The 24,294-nt window shown below is 48.1% G+C and carries 16 protein-coding genes and 1 pseudogene; 9 read left to right on the top strand and 8 right to left on the bottom strand.

Features of this window, described 5'->3' with window-relative positions; genetic code table 11:
* Positions 1-35: 35 nt before the first annotated feature.
* A complete protein-coding gene (locus QUA83_RS05650) occupies positions 36-587 on the bottom strand; it encodes a CPBP family glutamic-type intramembrane protease (protein ID WP_333292041.1) in 552 nt (183 codons plus the stop codon).
* A 59-nt stretch (positions 588-646) separates the two neighbouring features.
* Between QUA83_RS05650 and QUA83_RS05645 the strand changes: the two genes are divergently transcribed.
* On the top strand, positions 647-961 hold the full coding sequence (locus QUA83_RS05645) for an acylphosphatase (RefSeq protein WP_333292040.1): 315 nt from the start codon (positions 647-649) through the stop codon (positions 959-961).
* A 133-nt stretch (positions 962-1,094) separates the two neighbouring features.
* Here the strand turns inward: QUA83_RS05645 and QUA83_RS05640 are convergent, their stop codons facing one another.
* Complete coding sequence (locus QUA83_RS05640) at positions 1,095-1,742, bottom strand: phosphoribosylanthranilate isomerase (protein WP_333292039.1); 648 nt, start codon at positions 1,740-1,742, stop codon at positions 1,095-1,097.
* Between the two features lie 133 nt (positions 1,743-1,875).
* Between QUA83_RS05640 and psaK the strand changes: the two genes are divergently transcribed.
* The 4 genes from psaK to QUA83_RS05620 all read left to right on the top strand — a co-directional run bounded on the left by psaK (position 1,876) and on the right by QUA83_RS05620 (position 6,290).
* Complete coding sequence (gene psaK, locus QUA83_RS05635) at positions 1,876-2,160, top strand: photosystem I reaction center subunit PsaK (protein ID WP_333233976.1); 285 nt, start codon at positions 1,876-1,878, stop codon at positions 2,158-2,160.
* An 81-nt stretch (positions 2,161-2,241) separates the two neighbouring features.
* Positions 2,242-3,438 (top strand): site-2 protease family protein, encoded by a 1,197-nt coding sequence (locus QUA83_RS05630; protein ID WP_333292038.1) that lies wholly within the window; start codon positions 2,242-2,244, stop codon positions 3,436-3,438.
* A gap of 81 nt (positions 3,439-3,519) precedes the next feature.
* Complete coding sequence (locus QUA83_RS05625) at positions 3,520-5,469, top strand: adenylate/guanylate cyclase domain-containing protein (protein ID WP_333292037.1); 1,950 nt, start codon at positions 3,520-3,522, stop codon at positions 5,467-5,469.
* Positions 5,470-5,507: 38 nt separating this feature from the next.
* Positions 5,508-6,290, top strand: a complete 783-nt coding sequence (locus QUA83_RS05620; protein ID WP_333292036.1) for a DUF928 domain-containing protein — start codon at positions 5,508-5,510, stop codon at positions 6,288-6,290.
* Between the two features lie 265 nt (positions 6,291-6,555).
* On the opposite strand, the gene QUA83_RS05615 is transcribed toward QUA83_RS05620, so the two are convergent.
* Positions 6,556-7,311 (bottom strand): biotin/lipoate A/B protein ligase family protein, encoded by a 756-nt coding sequence (locus QUA83_RS05615; RefSeq protein WP_333292057.1) that lies wholly within the window; start codon positions 7,309-7,311, stop codon positions 6,556-6,558.
* Positions 7,312-7,455: 144 nt separating this feature from the next.
* On the opposite strand from QUA83_RS05615, the gene QUA83_RS05610 reads away from it, so the two are divergent.
* Together QUA83_RS05610 and QUA83_RS05605 are read left to right on the top strand one after the other, a co-directional pair.
* A complete protein-coding gene (locus QUA83_RS05610; RefSeq protein ID WP_015177073.1) occupies positions 7,456-7,782 on the top strand; it encodes a thioredoxin family protein in 327 nt (108 codons plus the stop codon).
* A 194-nt stretch (positions 7,783-7,976) separates the two neighbouring features.
* Complete coding sequence (locus QUA83_RS05605) at positions 7,977-9,194, top strand: LL-diaminopimelate aminotransferase (RefSeq protein WP_333292035.1); 1,218 nt, start codon at positions 7,977-7,979, stop codon at positions 9,192-9,194.
* Between the two features lie 438 nt (positions 9,195-9,632).
* Here the strand turns inward: QUA83_RS05605 and QUA83_RS05600 are convergent, their stop codons facing one another.
* A complete protein-coding gene (locus tag QUA83_RS05600) occupies positions 9,633-10,031 on the bottom strand; it encodes a hypothetical protein (RefSeq protein WP_333292034.1) in 399 nt (132 codons plus the stop codon).
* A 127-nt stretch (positions 10,032-10,158) separates the two neighbouring features.
* Complete coding sequence (gene surE, locus QUA83_RS05595; RefSeq protein WP_333156123.1) at positions 10,159-10,965, bottom strand: 5'/3'-nucleotidase SurE; 807 nt, start codon at positions 10,963-10,965, stop codon at positions 10,159-10,161.
* 302 nt (positions 10,966-11,267) lie between these two features.
* Between surE and pheS the strand changes: the two genes are divergently transcribed.
* A complete protein-coding gene (gene pheS / locus QUA83_RS05590) occupies positions 11,268-12,272 on the top strand; it encodes a phenylalanine--tRNA ligase subunit alpha (protein ID WP_015177077.1) in 1,005 nt (334 codons plus the stop codon).
* Between the two features lie 239 nt (positions 12,273-12,511).
* Here pheS and QUA83_RS05585 read toward each other — a convergent pair whose 3' ends face one another.
* Positions 12,512-12,958 carry a hypothetical protein gene (locus tag QUA83_RS05585; protein ID WP_333292033.1) on the bottom strand — a complete coding sequence of 149 codons (447 nt, stop codon included), beginning with the start codon at positions 12,956-12,958 and terminating at the stop codon, positions 12,512-12,514.
* Positions 12,959-13,641: 683 nt separating this feature from the next.
* A complete protein-coding gene (locus tag QUA83_RS05580) occupies positions 13,642-17,163 on the bottom strand; it encodes a response regulator (RefSeq protein ID WP_333292032.1) in 3,522 nt (1,173 codons plus the stop codon).
* Positions 17,164-18,881: 1,718 nt separating this feature from the next.
* Here QUA83_RS05580 and QUA83_RS05575 point away from each other — a divergent pair.
* Positions 18,882-19,505: a GNAT family N-acetyltransferase gene (locus QUA83_RS05575; protein WP_333292031.1), complete on the top strand. Its 624-nt coding sequence runs from the start codon at positions 18,882-18,884 to the stop codon at positions 19,503-19,505.
* Positions 19,506-20,203: 698 nt separating this feature from the next.
* Here the strand turns inward: QUA83_RS05575 and QUA83_RS05570 are convergent.
* Positions 20,204-24,294: pseudogene (locus tag QUA83_RS05570) on the bottom strand (DUF4347 domain-containing protein); the annotation flags it as partial.

Raw genomic sequence — 24,294 nt, 5'->3', positions numbered from 1 at the left:
CTCCCGACAAAATAGTGATGCTAGACTTTTTACATTTAACCATACAGCCTCCTGTAACCGCCCAGTAGCAGCAGCCAGGCTGTTACTGCGAGCCAGTGAACCGCCACCGCAGGCCAGATAGAACCGCTTTGCAGGTATGCGATGGAGCACGCAACTCCCAAAATTGCCGCCAGTAGCAAAAATACTGGATTCATAAAGGTCGATCGACCAACCGGATAAAAAGTCAGCGCGTTCAGCGGGTGGTAAACTACAAAAACCGCCAAACTCGCGCATCCCCAAAACCACAGCATTAACCCAGAAGCATTCTCTAACGGATGTGGCAGCATTAACACCCGGAACAATAATTCCTCGGTGATGCCCGGACTTAACAAACAGCCAAGAAGCACTCCCACAATTGTACGCCGAGAGGTTTGCACGTCTACTTTTAGAAATCCCGACCAAAAACCCACGGAAAGAGCGATCAAAGTGTAAACCAGCGCGAGCATAGCTGCAACCAGCCAATCAGTGAAATCGGGAATAGTTGAAAAAGCCAGGGTGATACGGCGTATCAGGAATCCCGGCAGCGCCATCGCACTAAAATTTAACATAATCAAACTGATCCTTAAAATTTTCAAACAGATGTTAACAGTAAGTTGAGCCGTTTATTATGCAAAACCAATCATTGCCGCCCGTCAGAGTCCGCGTTTTTGTTTCGGGATTAGTTCAAGGAGTAGGATACCGATATTCAACGAGGAATCAAGCAAAGTATTTCGGCCTCAGCGGCTGGGTAAGAAATCTCCCTGACGGCCGCGTCGAGGCTGTCTTTGAAGGATCCAAAAAAGCTGTGGAAGGAATGATTAGTTGGTGCCGCCGCGGTCCCACCGGGGCTACGGTTAGTGAGTTGGTTTTGGAATACCAAGACCCGGAGGGCGATTCCCTTCAAGATAGCTCCGCCGCGCGTACTTTTGAGATCCGCCGCTAACAGAATAAAGGGAATAAACTGCGGTTGAAACCGCTACTGTATCAACGAGGTCTGCCTTGTATAAGGCAGGCTTCGCCCACGCTGACTAAAGAATGAATCGCATAAAAAGCGCGAATTTGCTATTGCCAATTTATCAATGATGAGCAAGTTGACTTAAATTAGCAAACAACTGAGCAACTTTGGTCAAATCTTTATCTCCCGGCGCTATTTCTACGCCGCTAGAAAGGTCAACACCGCTGAAGTTATTGCCGATCGCACTATCAATTGCATTTAAAATATTATCGGGTGTTAAACCGCCCGCCAGCAGCCAAGGACACTGCGGTCTAAACTCTGATAACATCCTCCAGTCGATCGTTTTACCAGTACCGCCCAATTGCCCTGGATGGTAAGCATCCAGCAATAAAGTATCAACATGAACAGCATAAACAGCAGCGGTGGCTAAAGTTTCAGGAGTCTTAACTCTCAGGGCTTTGATAATTTCAATTCCCGGCAAAAACTCCCGCAGTCGATCGCAATATTCCGCTGTTTCATCTCCATGCAACTGCACCCCGCTTAAATTTGACTCTGCCGCTACTTGACAGATATTTTCTATTGTGGTGTTTGCAAAAACGCCGATGCGATCGACATTTTCCGGCAACTGCTCGACAATCAGGCGAATTCTTTCTGGGGTGACATAGCGGGGGGAAGCGGGCACGCAGATAAACCCCAAAGCCTGGGCTCCCAAGCGGGCGATCGCAATTCCTTGGTCTAATTTAGTGATTCCGCAAATTTTAACCCGCACTCTTCCTCCTCGGTTCCGCAGTTGTATCAAAATATCAACGAATTGTTAACTATTAAAACAAATCTTAGTTTAATGCAAACCGCTTTTTATAATCTTGGAAATCAATTGATCTGTGAAATCAGGAAATAAGAACATGATCACCTCATCTTTGCTGTTAGCCGTACAATCTACCGCTCCCTCAACACCTGAGTGGTCGCCAATGGTAGGACTGACAATGATTTTATGCAATTTGCTGGCGATCACGATCGGCTACTACGGCATCTCCAAGCAAAACCGAGGCAAGGGCCCAGCTTTACCCGTTGCACTCCCTGGAATGTTCAAAGGCTTCGGCGTACCAGAATTGCTGGCAACAGCCAGCTTCGGCCACTTGCTCGGAGCCGGAGTAATCTTGGGCTTGGGTAACGCCGGAGTTCTGTAAAAATCAGGGGAAAGGCAAAGGCAAGGGGTGAGAAAAGATATAATAGAAACTCTTTCTTGCTCTCCTTTCCCAGGAAACTTCATGCAGACAGGTTGGCGAATCGGCTCTTTATTTGGCATCCCCCTAGTTATAGATTATTCGTGGTTTATAATTTTAGCCTTAGCAACCCGCGAATACGCCAGCAGTTACCGCCTGTGGGGGCCTGCGCTCTCCTGGAGTGCGGGGTTAGCAATAGCTCTGCTACTGTTTGCTTCCGTGCTCTTGCACGAACTCGGACACAGCTTAGCGGCGATATCGCAAGGCATTAAAGTTAATTCTATTACCTTATTCTTATTTGGCGGAGTAGCTTCGATCGACTCGGAATCAAAAACTCCCGGTCAAGCTTTTCAAGTAGCCATTGCCGGCCCTCTCGTCAGCTTTGCACTGTTTTTAATTCTCGGTTTGGGTTCTCAAGTTCTTCCCCCAAAAAGTTTGCTAGCAATTGTCACCGAAAGGGTAGCACTAATCAATCTTGTTTTGGGATTATTTAACTTAATTCCCGGTCTGCCTTTGGATGGAGGACAAGTTTTAAAAGCAGCAATTTGGAAAATCACCGGCTCTCGATTTGCCGGCGTTCGCTGGGCGGCAAAAACAGGACAAGTTTTAGGTTGGCTGGCTGTTGCTTTGGGTCTGAGTTTATGCTTTTTAGCACGCGAGTACGGCGGCTTGTGGATTGCGCTGATCGGCTGGTTTGGCATTCGCAATGCCACTGCTTATAGCCAAGTTACTTCCCTGCAAGAAGCCCTGCTCAAAATTAAAGCCAGCGATGCGATGAGCCGCGAGTTTCGAGTTGTAGATGCAGATTTGACTCTGCGAGAATTTGCCGATCGATATTTGTTAGAAGTCAATCCGTTTCCATTTTACATTGCTGCGACCAACGGCCGGGATTTGGGCTTAGTGTCGATCGACGATATTCGCTTCACAGAACGCAGTCAATGGCAAGTTCAGACTTTGCACAACATTTTGAAACCCCTGGGAAAAACCCCCACAGTCTCGGAAAAAGCATCCCTCGCAGAAGTCATTAACAGCATGGAAGCCCGTCAACTCCCCCGAATCATCGTCCTCTCGCCGATTGGTTCAGTAGTGGGGACGATCGATCGGGGCGACGTGGTTAAAGTTTTAGCAAAATACCTCAAACCCCAGATTTCAATGGCCGACATCAAGCGCAGCAAAGAAGAAAACAGCTATCCGCAGGGATTGCAATTAAGTGCGATCGCCAAAACCGCACAAGAAAACTAAAAATTGGGCATCGGTAAGGGGCATTAGTGATAAGTTAAGATTTAGCAAACTTTGTCAATGAAGGTTAAAACAAAAAATTTTATGCCCAAATTCTTTAATAGAATTTATCATAAATTGGCGGAGAGACGTTGGAAAAACTTAACTTATTTCTTCCCCTTCCCTGACTTGCAACCTCTTGCTATTATCTGGATTGTCGTGACCGGAACCCTATTGGGAGTGAGGCATTTAGGCGGCTTCCAGCCACTAGAATTAAATGCTTACGACCTCATGGTGCAGTTGCGTCCTGATGCGATTCCTGACCCCAGGTTACTGGTAGTAACAATCACAGATCAGGACATTAATACTATTGAAAAATGGCCAATTTCCGATCGTACTTTAGCAAAAGGTATCGCAGAAATAGCCCGTCTTGAACCCACAGCTATTGGCATAGATATAATTCGCAATATTCCCTACGAACCGGGGAAGGCAGAATTAGTAACTCAATGGCAAAACCCTAAAGTAATCCCCATTACCTTGATCGGTAACTCTAAAGAAGATTCAGCGCCACCACCTCCCAATATACCAGAAAAGCGGGTAGGATTTAACGATTTAGTCGTCGATCCCGACGGTATACTGCGTCGCAATTTGATGTACGCCAAGAATGGTAAAACGACATTGACTTCATTTTCACTGCGACTAGCTTTTGCCTATTTTAACCACAAAAAAATAGATTCTAAACTAATAGAAAATAATACACTCCAGGTAGACAAAACAGTATTTTCCAAGTTGCGATCGAACTCAGGAGGTTATCAGAAAATTAATGCCCAAGGCTATCAAATCCTGCTCAATTACCGCTCTCCTGAAAATATAGCAAAAACCGTGACACTAACTCAAGTGTTAGAGGGAAAAGTTGACCCGAAATGGGTAAAAGGTAAAATAGTGCTAATAGGCGTTACAGCCCTAACTGCCAAAGATTTCTTTTCGACCCCTTACAGCGCTACTGGAACCGGAAACCAGCCCATGCCGGGGGTATTCATTCACGCAACGGCTACTAGCCAAATTCTCAGCGCAGTTTTAGATGGGAAAGGGCTATTTTGGTATTGGGATGAATGGCAAGAAATCCTCTGGATTGTGGTTTGGAGTGCAGTGGGCGGCTGTTTAGCTTGGCGGCTAGAAAAATCGCTGAATTTGATCGCGATCGCGATCGCATCTTGCGGCTCATTATTCGGATTCACCTTTTTCCTCTTCATGCAACAGGGGTGGATACCTCTAATCACTCCAGCCCTGGCCCTTTTAATCACCGCAGGAGTCGCAGTTACCTATAAATACGAGCAGTCGAGGCAACAGCAAGGGATTGTGATGAAATTATTAGGACAACAAACTTCACCGGCGATCGCAAATGCCTTGTGGAAAGAGCGCGTCCATTTGCTCGAATCAGGGTTATTGCCAGGGCAAAAAGTTACTGCTACGATCATCCTCACCGACGTGCAGGGTTTTAGTACAATCTCCGAAAAACTACCACCAGAAGTGGTAATGAGTTGGTTAAATGAGTATTTATCAGCAATGGCCCAAGAAGTCCAAGAACATCAAGGCGTGATTAATAAATTTACCGGAGATGGAATGCTGGCAGTATTTGGCGTACCCATTCCCCGCACAACTCCAGAAGAAATTGCCGAAGATGCTCGCCTTGCCGTATCTTGCGCTTTAGCCATCAGTTCCCGCTTGCCAGAAATGAATCAAAATTGGAGTGCTCGCGGTTTACCGGCCGTAAAAATGCGAGTAGGCATCTTTACAGGGCCTGTTATGGTGGGTAGTCTGGGAGGCGCAACCCGTTTAGAATATGGAGTGATCGGCGACAGCGTAAATATTGCCTCTCGCCTGGAAAGCTGCGAAAAGGATCGGCACGAGGACACTTGCCGGATATTGATTGCAGAAGAAACCTTTCTGCATCTGGCGGACAAATTTGAGGTAGAATCTTGGGGAGCTTTGCCTTTAAGAGGCAGGGAACAAAAAGTTAATGTCTACCGGATTTTGGGAAGTAAAAATAAATAAAAAGAGAGAATCTATCCATAAAAATTCAGGGAGTTAATATGAAAACAATTACTAAATTTATCCTCCATCTGACATCCGTTGGCTCAATAGTATTGATAGCAACACTTAATGCTTCCCAATTAGCAGTTGTGGGACAGCCGACTCCAGACGTAGATGGCAAGCCAATCACTCAATCGGGAGGGCCGCGCTTCGTTCAGCCCCGTGAAGATATGGATGAGCGGCCCCCCACTCAACCGGGACGCCCTGTGCGCGGTGGCTGCGCGAGCATTAGTCAGCTAGGTCTCACAGCCTTAGTGCCTAAAAATAAGATGGGACGGACTGTTTCCGACTATCCAACTTTCTTTTTCTACTTGCCTCAAACAGAGGCCAAATCAGCCGAATTTATCCTACAAGATAAAAGCGGCAAGCAGATTTATAAACAGGATCTCACAATTAGCAATGTATCAGGGGTGATCGGCGTTAGTATCCCCGCTAACCAAAATGTGCCGCCCTTGGAAGTAGGCAAAAGTTACCGTTGGAATTTTACAGTGATTTGCGACTCTCAAGACCGATCGGCAGATCAGATTGAACTCGGTACGGTACGGCGAGTTGAACTCAGTGAAGATATCCGCCGTCAATTAGATCAGGCTGATCCGCGCCAGAAAACCGTTATTTATGCTGAAAATGGGATTTGGCAAGATGCCCTCAGCACCCTAGCTGCCGCTCGCCGTGATCAGCCTAATGATACAACATTCAAGGCTGATTGGGAAAGCTTGCTGGATTCTGTGAAATTGGGCGAAATTGCCAATGAGCCGATCGTTCAAACTCAGCCACAGCCCTAAGCTGTACAGCATTTAAATTTAACTTTTTTGGCGTCGGATCAACGGGCCAGAAAACTTTTAATAAAAAGAACTGTACAAGTTTTTAACTTGTATCAGTAACAGCCAAGATGGCTGTTCTACAACAAAGAATTTTTCTTGTGGAACGACCATCTTGGCTGTTCCCAAAAGGCGGTATCCCCCACAATAATTATCCCAGAAATATGTGGAACGACCATCTTGGCTGTTCCCAAAAGGTGGCAGGAAAGCCCGCCCCAAAATAAGCAGGTTAAAAAATGTGAAACAGCTTATTACTTGTTAATTCCCAAATATCCTGCCATTCCTCTTCTGAAAGTGGCTGCACCTTCAAATCAATTTCAAAACAGCGACAAGCCGCCGCACTCAAAACATCAATTACAGTTGTAATCAAATCATCTCCCCCTTCAGATAGAGGTAAGTGCACAGGAATTAATTGCTCGCCAAACACTTGAGAAAACAAACTAACATCCGGCTGCAAACGCATCGAACCGTGCTGCAAAATAGCATCACCCCGTCGCAATTGCGCGCTACCAATTAACTTGCAGCCATCAAGTGTAACTAAATCCGCACCCGTCGCAGTACCAAAACAATTCGGATTGTGAATATAACCCCTTCCAGCTTCCCCGTATTGCAAATCCAAACCCATCGCCCTCCAACCCTCAATCAAAAACTCGCAAATAGTCTGATAAGCTTTCATACGGCTGCTTCCAAATCCTGACGCCACAACTGCATAAGTTAAATCCCCTTGGTGCAGCACGGCGCGCCCGCCGCTGGGCCTCCTCACCAAATCCACAGGCATTCCCCCCCAAGACAAATGCTGCCAAAACTCCGGCCACCTGCGCTGGTGGTAGCCCAAGGAAATCGCCGTCGGTTGCCAAGTGTAAAATCGCAGAGTTGGCGGATGTTTGCCCGCTAGATGCTGTTCCAGTAGCCATTGGTCGATCGCCATCTGCACCCTACCAGACGCCGACAACAGTGGAATTAAACGCCAAACAGAATTAGCCATCAGTCCCCAGTCCTGAGTTTGCACTCAATAATTCACAGAATGTTTTAAAATTAGTAACAGTTTTTTGGGCCTGTCTTCTAAGTTGGTGCAAGTTTCCCGCCCGCCGGTGCTTTAGAAATAAATAGAAAAAATAATCGCAGAACCATGAGCAACAGTGTAATTGTCATTAACGACGAAAAATTTGAAACAGAAGTCCTGAAAGCAGAGCAACCAGTGCTTGCCTATTTTTGGGCGAGTTGGTGCGGGCCTTGCAAACTGATCGCGCCTTCGGTAGACTGGGTGGCGGCCAACTACAGCGATCGGCTGAAAGTGGTTAAAATGGAAATTGACCCCAATCCTAATACTGTCAAGCAGTATAAAGTAGAAGGAGTCCCAGCTCTCAGGCTGTTTAAAAATGCCGAAGTAGTGCTTTCTCACGAGGGAGCTATTACTAAACAAACTTTGGTCGGTTTGCTCGACGCTCACTTATAAAGTTTGGAAATGATTCGGGAGTTTCCAACTCCCAACTTACAATTATAACAATCGCAAATATTTGTTTAACATATCTCTTGGCTCCTCGATATTCCTCTCTGACTCTGCGCTCTCTGCGCTCTCTGTGGTTAGTAAAAAAAATAATTTAGCTAATATAAAAATATTCCTTAAAATCCCCCAAAAATACAGAAAATATGCAATTTGCTAAACGTTTAGAACCACTGCAATTTAATGTATTTGCCGATATGGATCGGGCAAAAGCTCAAGCTAGAGCAGCGGGGCAGAATGTGATTGACTTGTCTCTGGGTTCTTCGGATTTGCCGGCCGCTGCTCACATTACAGATGCGATCGCACATTCTCTGTCCGACACCAGCACTCACGGCTATTTGCTATTTAACGGCACAAGAGATTTTCGGGAAGCAGCAGCTATTTGGTACGAGCAAAAATTTGGGATTGCAGTCAATCCAGAAACAGAAGTGCTGCCGTTAATTGGTTCCCAAGAAGGCACGGCGCATATGCCTTTAGCTGTACTCAACCCTGGAGATTTTGCTTTGTTGCTAGATCCGGGCTATCCTTCCCACGCGGGCGGTGTGCATTTGGCAGGTGGTCAAATTTATCCGATGCCGATATTAGCAGAAAATGCGTTTTTGCCGATATTTGAAGATATTCCGACAGCAGTGCTGGCTCAGTCGAAGATGATGGTTTTGAGCTATCCTCACAATCCTACAACTGCGATCGCCCCGGTTGCTTTTTTTGAGAAAGCTGTGGCTTTTTGTCGGGAACATCGGCTGGTTTTAGTTCACGATTTCCCTTATGTGGATTTGGTGTTTGACGATCGCAATTCTCTCCTAGAGGCAGAGCCTGGTAACGAGGAAGAAAATCGAAAAGTGATGGCGCCGTCCATTTTTCAGGCGGATCGAGATAAGAGTGTGGCGATCGAGTTTTTTACACTATCCAAATCCTACAGTATGGGAGGTTTTCGAGTCGGATATGCGATCGGCAATTCCGAACTAATTGCAGCCCTGCGACAGGTAAAAGCAGCAGTGGACTTCAACCAATACCGAGGGATTTTAAACGGAGCGATCGCAGCTTTAACCGGCCCCCAAGATACCGTCAGAACCAGCGTAGAAACCTTCAGAAAACGGCGGGATGCCTTTGTAAACGCCCTACAGGGCATCGGCTGGCAAGTACCCGTACCCCCTGCCACCATGTACGTCTGGGCGAAACTGCCGGAACCTTGGGCTCAAGATTCCGTGAAATTTTGCACTCAGCTAGTACAGAGTACAGGAGTCGCAGCTTCCCCCGGTGCCGGTTTCGGGAAATCAGGAGAAGGCTACGTGCGATTTGCCTTAGTCGAGTCGCCAGCAATTTTGGAAGCAGCAGTTAAAAAAATTGCTGAGTTTCTCAATTGAGTACACGCCTACGGCGAGCGCCGCAGGCGTGTCAACTTAAGCTTTTAGTCCGCCAGTCCTCCCGCTCACCCGGCACTTTTCCCCAGGGAATGATATTCCACGGGGCTTATAGCTAAAGCCCTCTCAAAGAGGACTCAAAAACTCATTAGTCGTCTTCAGACGACTTTAGCTTTAAGGCAGGGGTTTCAACCCCTGTCGGACTGTCGGACTATCGGTTGCACGTTAAGTTGACACCTATGGGCACGGCGCCGTTTTCCTACAGGGGTTAAAACCCCTGCCGGACTGGGGCTTTGACGTTTTTGGGCACAGGATGAAGGGCAAGGCATCTAAGTGCTTACCCATAGCTCAAGATGGATGCAATGGCTAAAATAATGTGATTTCTACCTAAAGGAATAGATATTTGCACGCAGTATCTGTCACAATTTCTTTTAAGAAATGTTAACGTGAGACATCTTGGGAATTACCAGTTCCGCTCACCCACTCTAAAAATCCTTGAAGTGAATTCTGTCGGGGTAGCGATTGTTCCGTAGCGGCGAGCGCACACCCGAAAAAGACTACACTGCCCAAAATTGCAATCAGCGGCAAAGGCTTGCCCAGCCCAAAGTCCCGCTGAAGGCGAGCTAACGGTCTGCTCTCGCGCCTGAGCATCTTTCCCACCGTCAGTTGTTTGAGACTAAAAGGATCGCGCACAAAATGACCGCTCCAGCTAATTACCATATGAGAATGACAGTGGGGACAAGTGAATAGTCCACTGACCATCCCGACTGGGCCTACGACGCTGGAACGGTTGCAGATCGGGCAAGTGACAGAATGAGTGTTATAGGTGGGAGCGTTCATAACTGTTTTTCTTGAGTAAAAAAAACTAACAAGTAATAGGGAGCCTGTGTTAACGCTTAAGGTATAGACCTTGAGAGGCACTTTTCCTTAATTCCTAGTTTACCGCTCCGATCGGGTCGATCGGAGCTCACTGCTTGGGAAAACCTTCAAATTGCCAATCCCGCAACGAGTGCAAGTCTGGAGCACAGGTGAGATTATATTGCAAAGGAGTTACGGTTATTCTGTTGTCGCGAATAGCTTGTACGTCTGTAGGAATATCATGCGGCACCGCCGAATCGGCGATTTCTTCTACATCTTCTAACAATTCCCCAGCCAGCCAATAATAAGTTTTGCCGCGCGGATCGGTACGCTTTTGAAATATGTCGAAATAGCGGCGAATGCCTTGACGGGCGATCGCAACTCCGGTAATTTCTGCTGATGTGACTGCTGGTATGTTGACATTCAACAGCATCGGTTTCGCCATTGGCTGTTTTTCCAACTGTGCCAGCAAGCTGACAGCGAAATCCACCGCCGGCCCAAATTCCTGCGAAGTAAAGCTCGCGAGGCTGAAAGCTATGCTGGGAATACCTTCCATAATTCCTTCCATTGCTGCAGAAACCGTGCCCGAACAGATGATATCCGTGCCTAAATTGGGCCCGTGGTTGATACCGGAAAGAACAAAATCCGGCGGTTTGTCAAGTAAAGCCCACAAAGCAAGTTTTACGCAGTCGGCGGGAGTACCCGAACAGGCCCAAGCTTGGACTGCGGGCTCAAAAATAGATTCGACAATTTCGGCGCGGATGGGTTGGTGCAGGGTGAGGCCGTGGCCGGTAGCGGAGCGCTCTCTGTCGGGACAAACTACGCTCACCTCGTGGCCTGCGGCGGCGAGAGCGTTGGCGAGGCTACGGATGCCTTGTGCAAAGATGCCGTCGTCGTTGCTAATTAAAAGTTTCATTGAAATTTTTATAGGCCTTATAACAATACTAAACTAGATTCAACTACGGCGATCGCTCTAACCTCGAATTACCTATTACAAATTATCCGTAACTGCCGAAAATCTAAAATCTAAAATCTAAAATCTAAAATCAACAAGCTGTAGAGCCAAAATTGCGCTAAACTCAACTTGGCCCAAAAGTGCCATCAATCTAAAATCTAAAATCTAAAATCAACAAGCTGTAGAGCCCAAATTGCGCTAAACTCAACTTGGCCCAAAACTGCCATCAATCTAAAATCTAAAATCTAAAATCTAAAATCAAAATGACTGTCCAGCTAAGCGACATTGAAACTCAACTAGAAACCCTCGGTCAAGAGTCCAAAAGTGCGATCGCCACCGCCAATACCCTCGAACAACTCGAACAGTTGCGCGTCGGCTACCTCGGCAAAAAAGGCCAACTCTCTCAAATTTTAGGCATGATGGGCAAACTGTCGCCAGACCAGCGACCCAAAGTAGGTGCGATCGCCAATACAGTCAAAGAAGCCCTGCAAGCCGATTTAGAAGACAAGCGCGCGGCCCTCCAAACAGCCCAAATCCAAGCCAAATTAGCCTCAGAAACCATCGATGTGACGATGCCGGGGATTTTTCGCCCCCAAGGCCGCGTTCACCCCTTAAACGCCGTCATAGACCGCGCTCTCGATATCTTTGTCGGTCTCGGATACACCGTCGCCAACGGCCCGGAAATGGAGACAGATTATTATAACTTCGAGGCCCTGAACACACCGCCAGACCACCCAGCGCGGGATATGCAAGATACATTTTACCTACCAGGCGGCGACTTACTGCGGACTCAGACATCATCAGTGCAAATTCGCTACATGGAACAGCACAAACCCCCGATTCGGATTGTCTCTCCCGGCCGGGTTTACCGCCGCGATACTGTCGATGCTACTCACGCCGCAGTCTTCCACCAAATTGAGCTTTTAGCAATTGATGAAGGTCTGACATTTACTGACTTGAAAGGCACAATTAAAGAGTTTTTGCGGCAAATGTTCGGGCAAGATTTGCCGATTCGTTTCCGCACGAGTTACTTTCCGTTTACCGAACCTTCTGCGGAAGTAGATTTGCAGTGGAACGGCAAATGGCTGGAAGTTTTGGGCTGCGGAACGGTCGATCCTAACGTTCTTAAAGGAGTCGGTTTAGACCCAGAAAAATATACTGGGTTTGCTGCCGGTTTTGGGGTCGAGCGGTTCGCAATGGTACTTTATGAAATCGACGACATTCGCCGGGTTTATGCTAGCGACTTGCGCTTTTTGCGGCAATTTTAAAGCATGGTTTGGGGTCGGTTCTACAAACCATCGAGAGATTTTGCTTAAGCTACATCAATTTTTCAGTTTCAAGTAAGCAGACAAGAGCGACAAAACCATAAGATATGGTGGGCGGGTGAGTGCAAGTAATTCTTGCTATCCGACTTCTTGCAGGTCAAAACCCGCCCCCTCACATCAGTTTATTCATGCCCGCTTACTTAAGTAGACAAGGGCTTTGTACTTACCTACTTATTTATGGTCTAATTGCTAAAAACATCCTTGATGCCATCAACAGCGCGCTCTACAGCATTCTTGGTATTATCTACTGCTTTCTGAGTCCGAGCTGAATCTTCCGATGCTCTTTTCTCAATTGTGGCCGCATCTTTCTTAGCTTTGCGCTCTACCACACTACCATCCTCCGATGCTCGATCGACTTTAGCAGCATTTGTCTTGGCAGTTTCCTTAACCTTCTCTTCTGTATCTCGGATGAAGTTCTTGGCTCGTCCAGCATCTTTGCTGGCTTTTTCTTGAACAGCATCGCCAGCATCTGCTGCTGCGATCAAGTTTACAGCAGGAGAGGCCATTGCTGCGGTGCTAGAGAAGAACGCACCAGACCACACGAAAGCCATCGCTGACACGCAAAGCACAGTTGCAGCCATCAAGCGCCCTAAAGTCGAAAGCCGTTTCGTAAAATAATTCAGTTTCATAGAATACAAAAGGAGATATGACACTCTCTTTTTACTCGATTTGAGCGATCGGCGGAACCGTTCTCTAGATAGAGGTTATCCACCGATGAGCTATTAAAAAAGTTCCCTCTTTTGATAGATTCAAGCCAGGAAAGTTAGTCAATTTTAGATTTTAGATTTTAGATTTTAGATTTTAGAGTTGACTCCACAGCCGCCATTGGGAAGCTTGAACTTTGGTGAGTCGATTGTAGATTTTAGATTTAACAATTAATATCAAATCTGTTAGCATCGGAATTATTCATCTATCTCTTCTCTGCATCTGCGTGAATCAGCGTCAATCCATTGTCATCTGCGGTTAAGCAATTTTCTTTTTTTTACCGCAGATACAGGCAGATAAACACAGATTAACGCAGATGAATTATATCAAATCCGTTAGGGAATAGTAAATTAGAGTTCACTCTTCACGGCGTCAACAGTCAACCGTCAACATCATTACGGTGTAACCGGAAATGATATAAGTAGGTGCGACAGTCAAGCTATCATCAATCGGGCGATTGTTTTCATAAAAGATCGCTTCTCAGGATTCTTTCACGGAGTGACCATCGCTTTAGGCTACATACATATTTTGCCGCTCATCTACTTATTTAGGAATAGGTTGTTCCCGAAATTGTGCGTGGGATATCAACATATAATACTTATAATGACTAATCACAATTTAGTAAAAAAGTCAAGACAGTTTCATCAATTCCCTTTAGTTTCAAAGGCTTATATTTAACAATGCGATTTTCCTCAACATAATCTGCAACCGCCGCCGAAATTAGCACCGTGTTTGGTTCCGTCACCTCTTGCAAGCGGGCGGCAATATTCACGCTCGGCCCGATCGCAGTATAATCCGATCGATCAGGGCCGCCAAACATCCCCACCACCGCAGTACCCTGGTGAATGCCACAGCGAAACCGCACCGGAGACACGCCATTTTCCCCAACAATTCCCTGCTCCAACCAGCCCTTGTTAAGCTCCTTCAGAGCTCGCAGCATTTGGCCAGCAGCAGCCACAGCGCGGCGTACTTGCTCATTAGGCGTTAGTTCCTCCGGCGCGCCAAAGAAAGCCATTACCGCATCTCCCACAAACTTGTCCACCGTACCGCCGCTGTCAAAAATAGCCTTAGTCATTGCCGCCAAATATTCATTCAACAGCTCAGCTACCCGGCGCGATCGCAGCGTATTTGCCATTTGAGTAAAACCGACAATATCGCTAAACAAAATAGTAATCAATCGCGGTTCGGGGCGCAAATCCAATGCCAAATCTCCAGCCGCTGCGGCCTTCACCATCGCCGGCGGCAAAAATCGGCGCAGCACCGACTCAGTTAAATAACTGTTCAACTGCTGCACTCGGCGCTCGTTTTGTTTGAGGGCGATCAAATTCCGCACTTCCGCCAACAATTCTCGATCATTAAAAGGCTTGGACAAATAAGCATCCGCACCCCGTTCTACTCCTTCAATTCGAGTATCTTCGTCGGCTTTAGCAGTCAGCAAAATTGCCGGAGTTCCCTGTAATTCCTCATCCTCTCGAATCATCTTAATCAAATCCAATCCCGAAATCAAAGGCATCATCAAATCCGTTATAATTAAATTAGGGCGACGTTTTTTAGCCACGGCAAATCCTTCTTCTCCGTTGCGGGCGAGCAAAACTGCAAAGCCGGAATCTCGGAGAATTGCCGACACATAAAAGCGCAAATCTGGATTGTCGTCAACCACCAAAACCGTTCCCACTGCTGTTTCTGATCTGACAGGTTGGAGCGCCTCAAAGTTATGATTTTCTGCCTCATTTTCCGATAAATCCGCCTCCACATCGGCCAGTTCCACCGCTGCTTTGGATGAGTGAAACTCCGCAGGTATTTCTAGTACCTGTTCCGGGGGCAAGTGAGTCGAACCAAAGTGCAGCCAAACGCTAAAAGTAGTACCTTCACCGTAAACTGATTCAACTGAAATTTGACCGCCGTGGAGTTCGACTAATTCTTTGACAAGTGCCAAACCTAAACCGCTGCCTTCGTAGGAACGGCTAGCTGAACCTTCGGCTTGGTGAAACCGCTCGAATAAATAGGGAATTTGTTCGGTGCGAATGCCGATACCCGTGTCTTTTACTTGCAACAAGCAGTGAGCGCCTGCCGATTCAACTTTCAGAGTGATAGTTCCACCTTCTGGGGTGAATTTAACAGCATTTGATAGCAGGTTGTAAATAACTTTGTCGAATCTTTCCAAGTCCAAATAAAGTAAAGGACATTCTTGCAGTTGGGTAATTAAGTGCAGTCCTTTTTTCTCGCAGTAGGCGCGGAACGACTCTGCGGTAGAGTAACAGAAACCGACCAAATCGCAGGGGCGAAAACTCGGCTGCATCCGTCCGGCATCTAGCCGCTGCAAGTCCAGCAGTTGATTTACCAAGCGCAGGAGGCGGCGGGAATTACGCAAAGCGATTACGGCTTGTTCGTAGGGTAAGTCTTCTTTGCGTCTGCAAGCTGATTCTAAAGGGCCGATAGTTAGAGTTAGAGGGGTGCGGAACTCGTGGGAGATATTTTGGAAAAATTCGGTTTTGAGCCGATCGGCTTCCAGAAGCCGTTCTGCCTGCTGTCTGGTAGTCTGGTAGAGGCGCGACTGCTGCACTGCTAGAGCAGCTTGAGTTGCGACTATTTGAGCCAGGTCAATGTCTGAGATGTTCCAGCGGCGGATGCTGCAATTTTGGCGCAGGGAAATGCTGCCGATGATTTTGCCTTCTGAGAGTAAGGGAACGACTAACAGGGCGCGGGCTGGCGATCGCACTTGCAGTTCTGTAACATTTAACTCGGGGTGTTCGTCGAGATCTTCGATCGCCACCGGCTCTTTTGATACCATAACTTGCAGCAACACTGGATTGCCCCGAATCGGCACCAAAGACTGTGGCAAAGAAGGATGGGCAAAAACCCAGGCGCGAGTGTTAGCAGCAGCATCGCCAGAAGGAGTCTCGTAACCCAGAGGGTTCGCAACTACCTCTGGATCAATAAAACCCTGTTCTACAGCCACGGTATCCCTATCTGTGTCGTATAGCCCCACGCATTGGACGTATTCATCATCTTCTGTCCACAGAGATAGGGCGCAGCCGTCAACTTGCAAAGCTTGGCCGAGTTGTTGAGTAATGGCTGCAAAAATATTTTGGGGATCGAGACTCGATCGAATTGCCGTAGTAATAGTATTGACTAAGGCCTCGCGCTTGGCCAGCGCCCGCACCTGTTCGTAAGCCCGGGCTTGAGAAAGCGCCAAAGCCGCTTGGTCTGCCACCGTAATTACCAACTGTACCTCGTGGTCTTGCCACTGGCGCGGTTCCTCAAACTGGTGCAGCGCCAAGACTGCCATCAGTTCGATTTTGTAAAATAGCGGTACGATCAAGCTCGATCGAATATTCGCAGCTTCGTAAGCCTGCTGTCGTTGCTGATTATCCCAGTTTAAAACTCGATCGTCAGTTTGGGCATCTTGAATCACCTCCACATCCAGAGTTTCCCAAACCAAATGCGGCAGCAAATCTGGGGAGAGTTCGGCAGCAGAAGCATCACCGGGCATCGCTTCCTCATCGCCCCGCAACCCTTTAGTTTCTGCCTTCTGGTAAACGAACCACTCATCGGCCACCCGGCCGTCTTGGAACGGCCGCAGCAGACAGCAACTCACCTCAAACATCTGCCCGACAGTTTCCACAATTCTTTGCAGCATTTGCTGGTAATTGGGAGCCGATCGGATAGTATTGGTAACGGCATAAAGCAGCGATTCTTGGCTCAAAGCACGGCGCAGTTCATTGGTGCGCGTTTTCAGAAGATTGTGAGTCTCAACAGCTTGACTGACAAGATTTATCAGCTCTTGAGCATCCCAAGGCTTGGTAACGTATTTGAATACTTTGCCAGCGTTAATAGCTTCAACTAAATCTTCAACATCCGTATAGCCAGTTAAAATAATTCGGATCACGTCGGGGTACTGAGCCGCCGTCAGGCTGAGAAACTCCGTACCGCTCATTTTTGGCATTCGCTGGTCGGAGATAATCACCGCAACTTCTCCCTCTTTTGCCAAAATTTCGAGAGCAGCGGGGCCAGATTCGGCTCTGAGCACTTTGTAGTCTCGATGGAAGGTGCGGTAAAGCAAGTCGAGGTTATCCGGTTCGTCATCGACGATCAGAATTTTTAGCTTAGGATTTTCTTGGGAATTCATGCACCGTTCTCCTGTGCTCCGGGGCTGTTCGATTTAATAAGTCTGATTAAAGGAAGAATTCGCCGATTTAAATTGCTGAAGTCATACCATTTTCGATTTTCGATTTTCGATTTTCGATTGCGAATGACTGATGACGTAAGGATTGGGAGTTTGCCTAAAGTGCCATTATTTTGGGAAAATGGTATCACAATAATTCGTGGATATGAAGTTGTTGTGAGTGTGCCGAGGCAAGCATCAACCTTGATTTTTGATGTCTGGGTTTTCAATTCGGAATTCTTCTGAGCCACAGTTATCTGTCGTGCACCCCAATTTTATTATTTAATGATATTCATATAAACTCGTCTTCCGATAAGTTTTTTTCACCCCTTACCTTTATGCAGCAATAGAGCAAACACAAATCTGGCCATTTTAACTGCCGTCTGGATATCTCAGAATACATAGGAATAACCGTCTTGATTGTGAGTTGATTTGCCAAATTTATGTTTGCTCCTGGCTCCTGGGAATATTTTATTTGGTATGTGAAAGCTGCCCGCCGCAAGATACAATAGACAACCAACATCTTCGCCTGTGTTTTTTTCCCACAAGTAACAGCAACTTTAACAGTCAGCCAAGGATAGCGACCACCATCCGACGCCGAGCCCCTGACTGATATTCGGGGGTGGCCCACAGACCACAGAGGTGTCTGTGGGAGTGACGCAATTGCTGTACCATTTTAGTTAGACTTGCACTTTTTTCCCCGATCTCGGCATTTTTTGTGCGTGCTGCAGACCAACGCCCAAGCCAATTACTGTGGCGAAACACCGCAAGATCGAGCATCCATCTGTTAATCTTAGCTAGGGATGTACTCTGTGGAAACCTGTCAGTCGATTTTAGATTTTAGATTTTAGATTTTAGATTTACTCCACAGATGAATCGGGGAGCTTGAACTAGGGTCTAAAATTTTGATCTGTCTCCGACGAGTGTCGGTGGCTGGTATCGGTTTTTGGGCAGGGTCAATCAGCTCGATCGAGGTTTTGAAGGTCTCGCGCGCAGCAGAGTATCGAACCGACGGGAAAACCCCTGCAGACTGTTTCCAGGCATCCAAATTTAAATTGGAGGTTGGAAAAGTACCCCCTAGCTCAACAGGTAAGGCCAGTTCGATCGGGGACGGGCGATGGATTGCCCAGAACTGCTCAAAGCTGGGGTGCCAGGTCGGGGGGCGGCGGGGAACATCCGACGCGCTAGCGCGCCCGGTGTTAGTCTGGTCAGTCGTTGAGTTTTTCAACTACCGCTTGACGGATAAATTATATTCGATCGGGTATTTCTGTAAGCAGAGAGCGGTAGGATTCCGGGAACCTGACGTTAAAACCTTTGTAATTGTTTTTAATACCTTGCCCGCTAAGCTGTCGCGCATTTAATTTGTAAGCTACTGTTTACTTAAACTCTTGTGATGCCGGCCGAAAGCCAGGGATCAAGCTTCAATTTAAAGGCAAAATAGCTTATCCACAAATCTAGTATTAGGGGATGAGTTTTATTTTTTCATAAGTAGAGTATTTAATGCTAAAAATTTCTCATTTACCTCAAATACTACTTAAAGTCAAGCACAAAAAAATGTAATTTAATCTGGCTAATAAACTATGCCTATAAGTTACGTTATAAGAACAGTATAACATCAGTGATTTTTCTAAGAGGGTAGCTTAGAAACCCGCGTAAAAAAATTAATATAGTGGCCTGGCATTGTGAATCCTTCATTTTTTTCCTCACCATCTCACCAACAACAAACTCCCGGACTTTCTGGTTTTTCGATCCGAGTCGCTGCGCCCAACGACTTAACGCAGCTAGCGGATATTTTAGCCATGAGCTTTCACTCCCGCGAGGGGTTTGTAGAATGGGTGTATCCAGTGTTGCGTTTGGGCATTTACGAAGATTTAAAAAATCGACTGCGTTCTAAAGCAGAACATTACATTTGTCTGGTTGCTGAGCTAGTCTCGCGCGAGGAGGGAACGCAGAATTATCGATCGCACCGAGCTCAGCGCATTGCAGGAACAGTAGAAATGGCTTTGCGTTCTCGCTTTCCTTGGCAAATCCCTAGTTCTGACTATCCTTATTTGTCGAATTTAGCCGTTCACCCGGAGTACCGGCGGCAGGGGGTTGCTCAACAATTGCTCAGCAACTGCGAGGAGACAGCCAAAGAATGGGGATTTTCTGAGATTTACCTCCACGTTCTGGAAAATAATCACCCGGCGCGACAGTTGTACTATCAGGCCGGCTATCGCTTGCAACAGGTGGATTGGAATTGGACTGGTTGGCTGTTCGGCCAGCCGCGCCGCCTGTTTTTACGCAAGCAGATTTCGCTATCCTAAGCTAAGTATTTGAATTGATTATGGGGAATTAGGGCTTCGCCAAGAAAAAGGAAAAAATAGCTATCCCTGTATCTTTTACTTCCGAATTTTGAATCTATGGAATGGCAATGGGGAATTATTGATAAATTTTAGTAGGCTCTTAAGCCCGATCGCGCAACACAATAAAATGAGTCCGATCGAGCGATTAAAAGGGCGGGTTTTTGAGATTTCAATTATTGGCATATATTTTTCGTGAACCCGCCCCTACCGTATTAGTCGTAATCGACCGGACATGATATTATATCAAATTCGGTATCCTCATCCGGCGTAAAAACCAGTCAATAATCACGGAATCTGCAACAAAAACTAAGATAATTAATCGGCGTTAATCTGTATTTATCTGCCTGTATCGGCGGTTAAAAAAAAGATGATTTTTTCACCGTAGATGACAAGAGATTGACCCCAATTCACGCCGATAAAGATAATAGATTTATGAACAATTCAGAGGCAAACAGATTTGATATTATACAAAATCCTGCTTGGATACACCTTGATTTTTTAGCATTTTAGAGAGTAACAAAAGGCAACTGTAAGAGCGATGTCAAGGGCCGAGTGCAACAAAGTTTCTAACCCGGATTGATTATTGTGAGGAACGCCACAGAAGTTTTGATCTGCTGTGGCGTTTTGTTCGCCGGAACAGGAGACTTTCGTCGCCAATTCTAGAGTTCAGAGAGATTTGGTAGGAAATCCGAGGAGCCGATCGCCCCGTTAACCCCAACCAGATTCGCTAAAACCCGATCGGTTCCTGCTACTCGCAGCAACGTACCGTTCGGAGTGGCACTAAATTGCAACTGCTGGAAACTCAGCCCCTCGCTCAAAACAAACTTATCGACACCTACCTCAAAGTTAATCACAGTATCAGTGCCGCCCTCACCATTCAACACATATTGATCGCTCCCAATACCTCCAATTAAAGTATCCTCGCCCAAGTCGCCAAACAGCCAGTCATCTCCAGCGCCCCCATTGAGAAGGTCGTTATCTTTACCACCAATCAAGGTATCGCTGCCAGAATCTCCGTTGATAGTATCTTGGCCTTCATTGCCGTAGAGCAAGTCATCGCCGTCACCGCCGTTGATGCAGTCTTGCTGGTCGTTTGCCCCCACCGAGACAGCCCGGTTATCAGCACGATCGCCATAGATGGTATCGTTCCCCTCGTCACCGCAGAGCTCATCGCTGCCGTAACCGCCGTAAATCAAGTCGTCGGCCTGATCTCCGTGTATGAGGTCGTTAGCTTTGCCGCCGTAAATCAAGTCGTTGTCTTGACCGCCACTGATGGTATCGTCACCCTCATCGCCGAACAGCACATCAGCACCGATGCCACCAAAGAGCAAGTCTTGGCCGCCAACATCTTGAGTTCGACTTCGAGCGCCACCGTACATGGTGTCGTCGCCGCTGTCGCCGACAAGGGTATCAGAGCCGAGTTCGCCCCAAATCAGGTCATGATCTTTGCCACCCCAAACACAATCATTGCCTTTACCTGCTTGCACCGTATCATTACCGTGGCCGCCGCCGATGATGTCGTTGCCACTGCCACCAAAGAGCAAGTCTTGTTCCCCGATATCCCCGATGGACTGGGAACTGCCACTGTCGCCCAGCAGAGTATCGGCTCCTTCGCCGCCGTAGAGGGTATCGGAGCCTAATTGACCGTAGATGATGTCATTGCCTTTACCTCCGTAAGCGCGATCGTTATCTTTGCCTGCAACCAGCGTATCGTTGTCTTGTTGGCCGTGGAGGAAGTCGTCACCGAAGCCTCCGTACAGCAAATCGCGTCCCTGGGAGTCGCTGGCGCTTTGGTCGCGGATGCCCCCAAACAAGCTGTCGGAGCCGATGCCACCAAACAACGTATCGGAGCCGAGTTCGCCCCAAATCAGGTCATTTTCTTTACCTCCAAGGGCAATATCGTCACCTTTGCCGCTATGGATGGTATCGTCGCCCTCGTTGCCGTTAATGATGTCTGCACCCTCGCCTCCGAAGATCAAGTCGCGAGCATCGTCAGGACTCTGGGAGTTGTTCTGCCCGGTGTCTCCGAGAATCGTATCCGCACCTCGATCTCCAAACAGAGTGTCAGAGCCTAAGTCGCCGGCAATCCAGTCGTTTTGTTTGCCTGCAAATACGATATCGTTGCCCTCGTCTCCGTAAACAATATCGGTGTCAATGCCCCCAAAAATCGTGTCATTGTCTTCGTTTCCGTAAATTTCGTCCGCGCCGTCTTCACCTAAAAGCAGGTCGTTGCCTTCAAAACCGACGATTTTTTGGTTGCCTTTGGTGTCTACGATGAAGTCATCGCCGTCGGTTCCTTTGGTGGTTTGTCCCTCTGAAAATTGTGAAATAGGCCGGACAAATCCAACAGCAGGTGGTTGCTGCGGGGGCGCAAAGTTAATTCCCGGTTTTTCAATAATGGGCGAACATTGACAGTCGGTATCTGTTTCCCCGATCGGATTTGGGATGATCGGCGATGCCGGCGTTGGTGTGGGAATTGGCGAAACCGGCCGCAAGATAGCCGCGACAGTAGCGACAGCGGGACTGGAGGCGCCGCTGTTGTCTGTGGCGCTGTAGGTGAAATTGGTTGCTGTAAAGTTGCCCGTTGTGAAGAAAAATAGTTGCTGTAACTGTTCTGGAGTCAGGACTTGACCGGGTGTCACTGGTACGCCGCCGTTGGCTGGATCTCCTAAAAACAGGATGGCTTGGTCTGGTGAGGGCAGGGTGTTGATGGTGTAAGAGACGATCGACCCGTCGGGGTCGCTGCCTCCCAATCCTGTGACTAACTGGCTGCTGTTGGGCGCGAGGCTGGAGTTGGCATTTTTGGCAACTGGCGGTTGGTTGTCAGTTGGAAGTATGGCAGCCACAGTAGCGACAGCGGGACTGATAGCGCCGTCGTTGTCTGTAGCGCTGTAGGTGAAAGTGGCTCCTGTAAAGTTGCCTGTGGCTTGCAAAAATAGTTGCTGTAATTGTTCTGGAGTCAGGACTTGACCGGGTGTCACTGGTACGCCACCGTTGGCTGGATCTCCTAAAAACAGGACGGCTTGGTCTGCTGGAGGCAGGGTGTTGATGGTGTAAGAGACGATCGACCCGTCGGGGTCGCTGCCTCCCAATCCTGTGACTAACTGGCTGCTGTTGGGTCCGAGGCTGGAGTTGACATTGTTGACCAATGGCGGTTGGTTGTCAGTTGGATTTGGTGTTGGGGGTGTCGGAGTTGGCGCTATCAGTCCATCCACAGTAGCGGTAGCAGGGGGACTGATAGCACCGCTGTTGTCTGTAGCGCTGTAGGTGAAATTGGTTCCTGTAAAGTTGCCCGTCGTGAAGAAAAATAGTTGCTGCAACTGTTCTGGAGTCAGGACTTGACCGGGTGTCACGGGTACGCCGCCGTTGGCTGGGTCTCCTAAAAACAGGACGGCTTGGTCTGCTGGAGGCAGGGTGTTGATGGTGTAAGAGACGATCGACCCGTCGGGGTCGCTGCCTCCCAATCCTGTGACTAACCTGCTGCTGTTGGGCGCGAGGCTGGAGTTGGCATCGTTGGCAACTGGCGGTTGGTTGTCAGTTGGATTTGGTGTTGTTGGAGTTGGAGTCGGTGTGGGAGTTGTTGGAGTTGGAGTTGGTGTGGGAATTGGCGAAACCGGCCGCAAGATAGCCGCCACAGTAGCGACAGCGGGACTGGAGGCGCCGCTGTTGTCTGTGGCGCTGTAGGTGAAATTGGCTCCTGTAAAGTTGCCTGTGGCTTGCAAAAATAGTTGCTGTAACTGTTCTGGCGTCAGGACTTGGCCGGGTGTCACGGGTACGCCGCCGTTGGCTGGATCTCCTAAAAACAGGACGGCTTGGTCTGCTGGAGGCAGGGTGTTGATGGTGTAAGAGGCGATCGACCCGTCGGGGTCGCTGCCTCCCAATCCTGTGACTAACTGGCTGCTGTTGGGTCCGAGGCTGGAGTTGGCATTGTTGGCTAAGGGCGGCTGGTTGTTAGTTGGAGTGGGAGTCGGAGTTGTAGTCGGTGTGGGAGTTGGTGTTGGAGTTGTAGTCGGTGTGGGAGTCGGAGTTGTAGTTGGTGTGGGAGTTGGTGTTGGAGTTGTAGTCGGTGTGGGAGTCGGAGTTGTAGTTGGTGTGGGAGTTGGTGTTGGAGTTGTAGTCGGTGTGGGAGTCGGAGTTTGAGTTGGTGTGGGAGTCGGTGTTGGAGTTGTAGTCGGTGTGGGAGTCGGAGTTGGTGTTGTAGTCGGTGTGGGAGTCGGAGTTGTAGTTGGTGTGGGAGTTGGTGTTGGAGTTGTAGTCGGTGTTGGTGTCGGCGTTGGAGTTGGTGTGGGAGTTGGTGTCAGAGGTGTGGTGAATGTAGCTTCGTTATTGCCCGGAGTGGGGTCAGCGGTAGTTGAGGTACTTCTGGCGGTGTTGCTGACGCTGCCGGATGCAGATGCAGGTGCGATGAAGCTGACTGTGTTGGTGACGGTGACACCGCTGGCTAAGCTGGGAACGGGCGCGAAGCTGACAATACCTGTATTGTCATCGTAGACACCGCCGTTGACTCCTATTAAGCCGGGAAGGATGGTGTCGGTAATGGTGACGTTTTCGGCTGTGCTTGGGCCGTTGTTGACTGTCGAAATTGTGTAAGTAACTATTTCACCTGGTGCTGCTGCCGTAGTCCCGGTTTTGGTGGTAACAACATCGGCACTAGGTGTCAGAGGTGTGGTGACTGTAGCTTCGTTATTGCCCGGAGTGGGGTCAGCGGTAGTTGAGGTACTTCTGGCGGTGTTGCTGACGCTGCCGGATG

The sequence above is a fragment of the Microcoleus sp. K1-B1 genome (assembly GCF_036704705.1).
GTDB lineage: Bacteria > Cyanobacteriota > Cyanobacteriia > Cyanobacteriales > Microcoleaceae > Microcoleus.
This window is presented reverse-complemented; position numbering and strand designations above follow the sequence as displayed.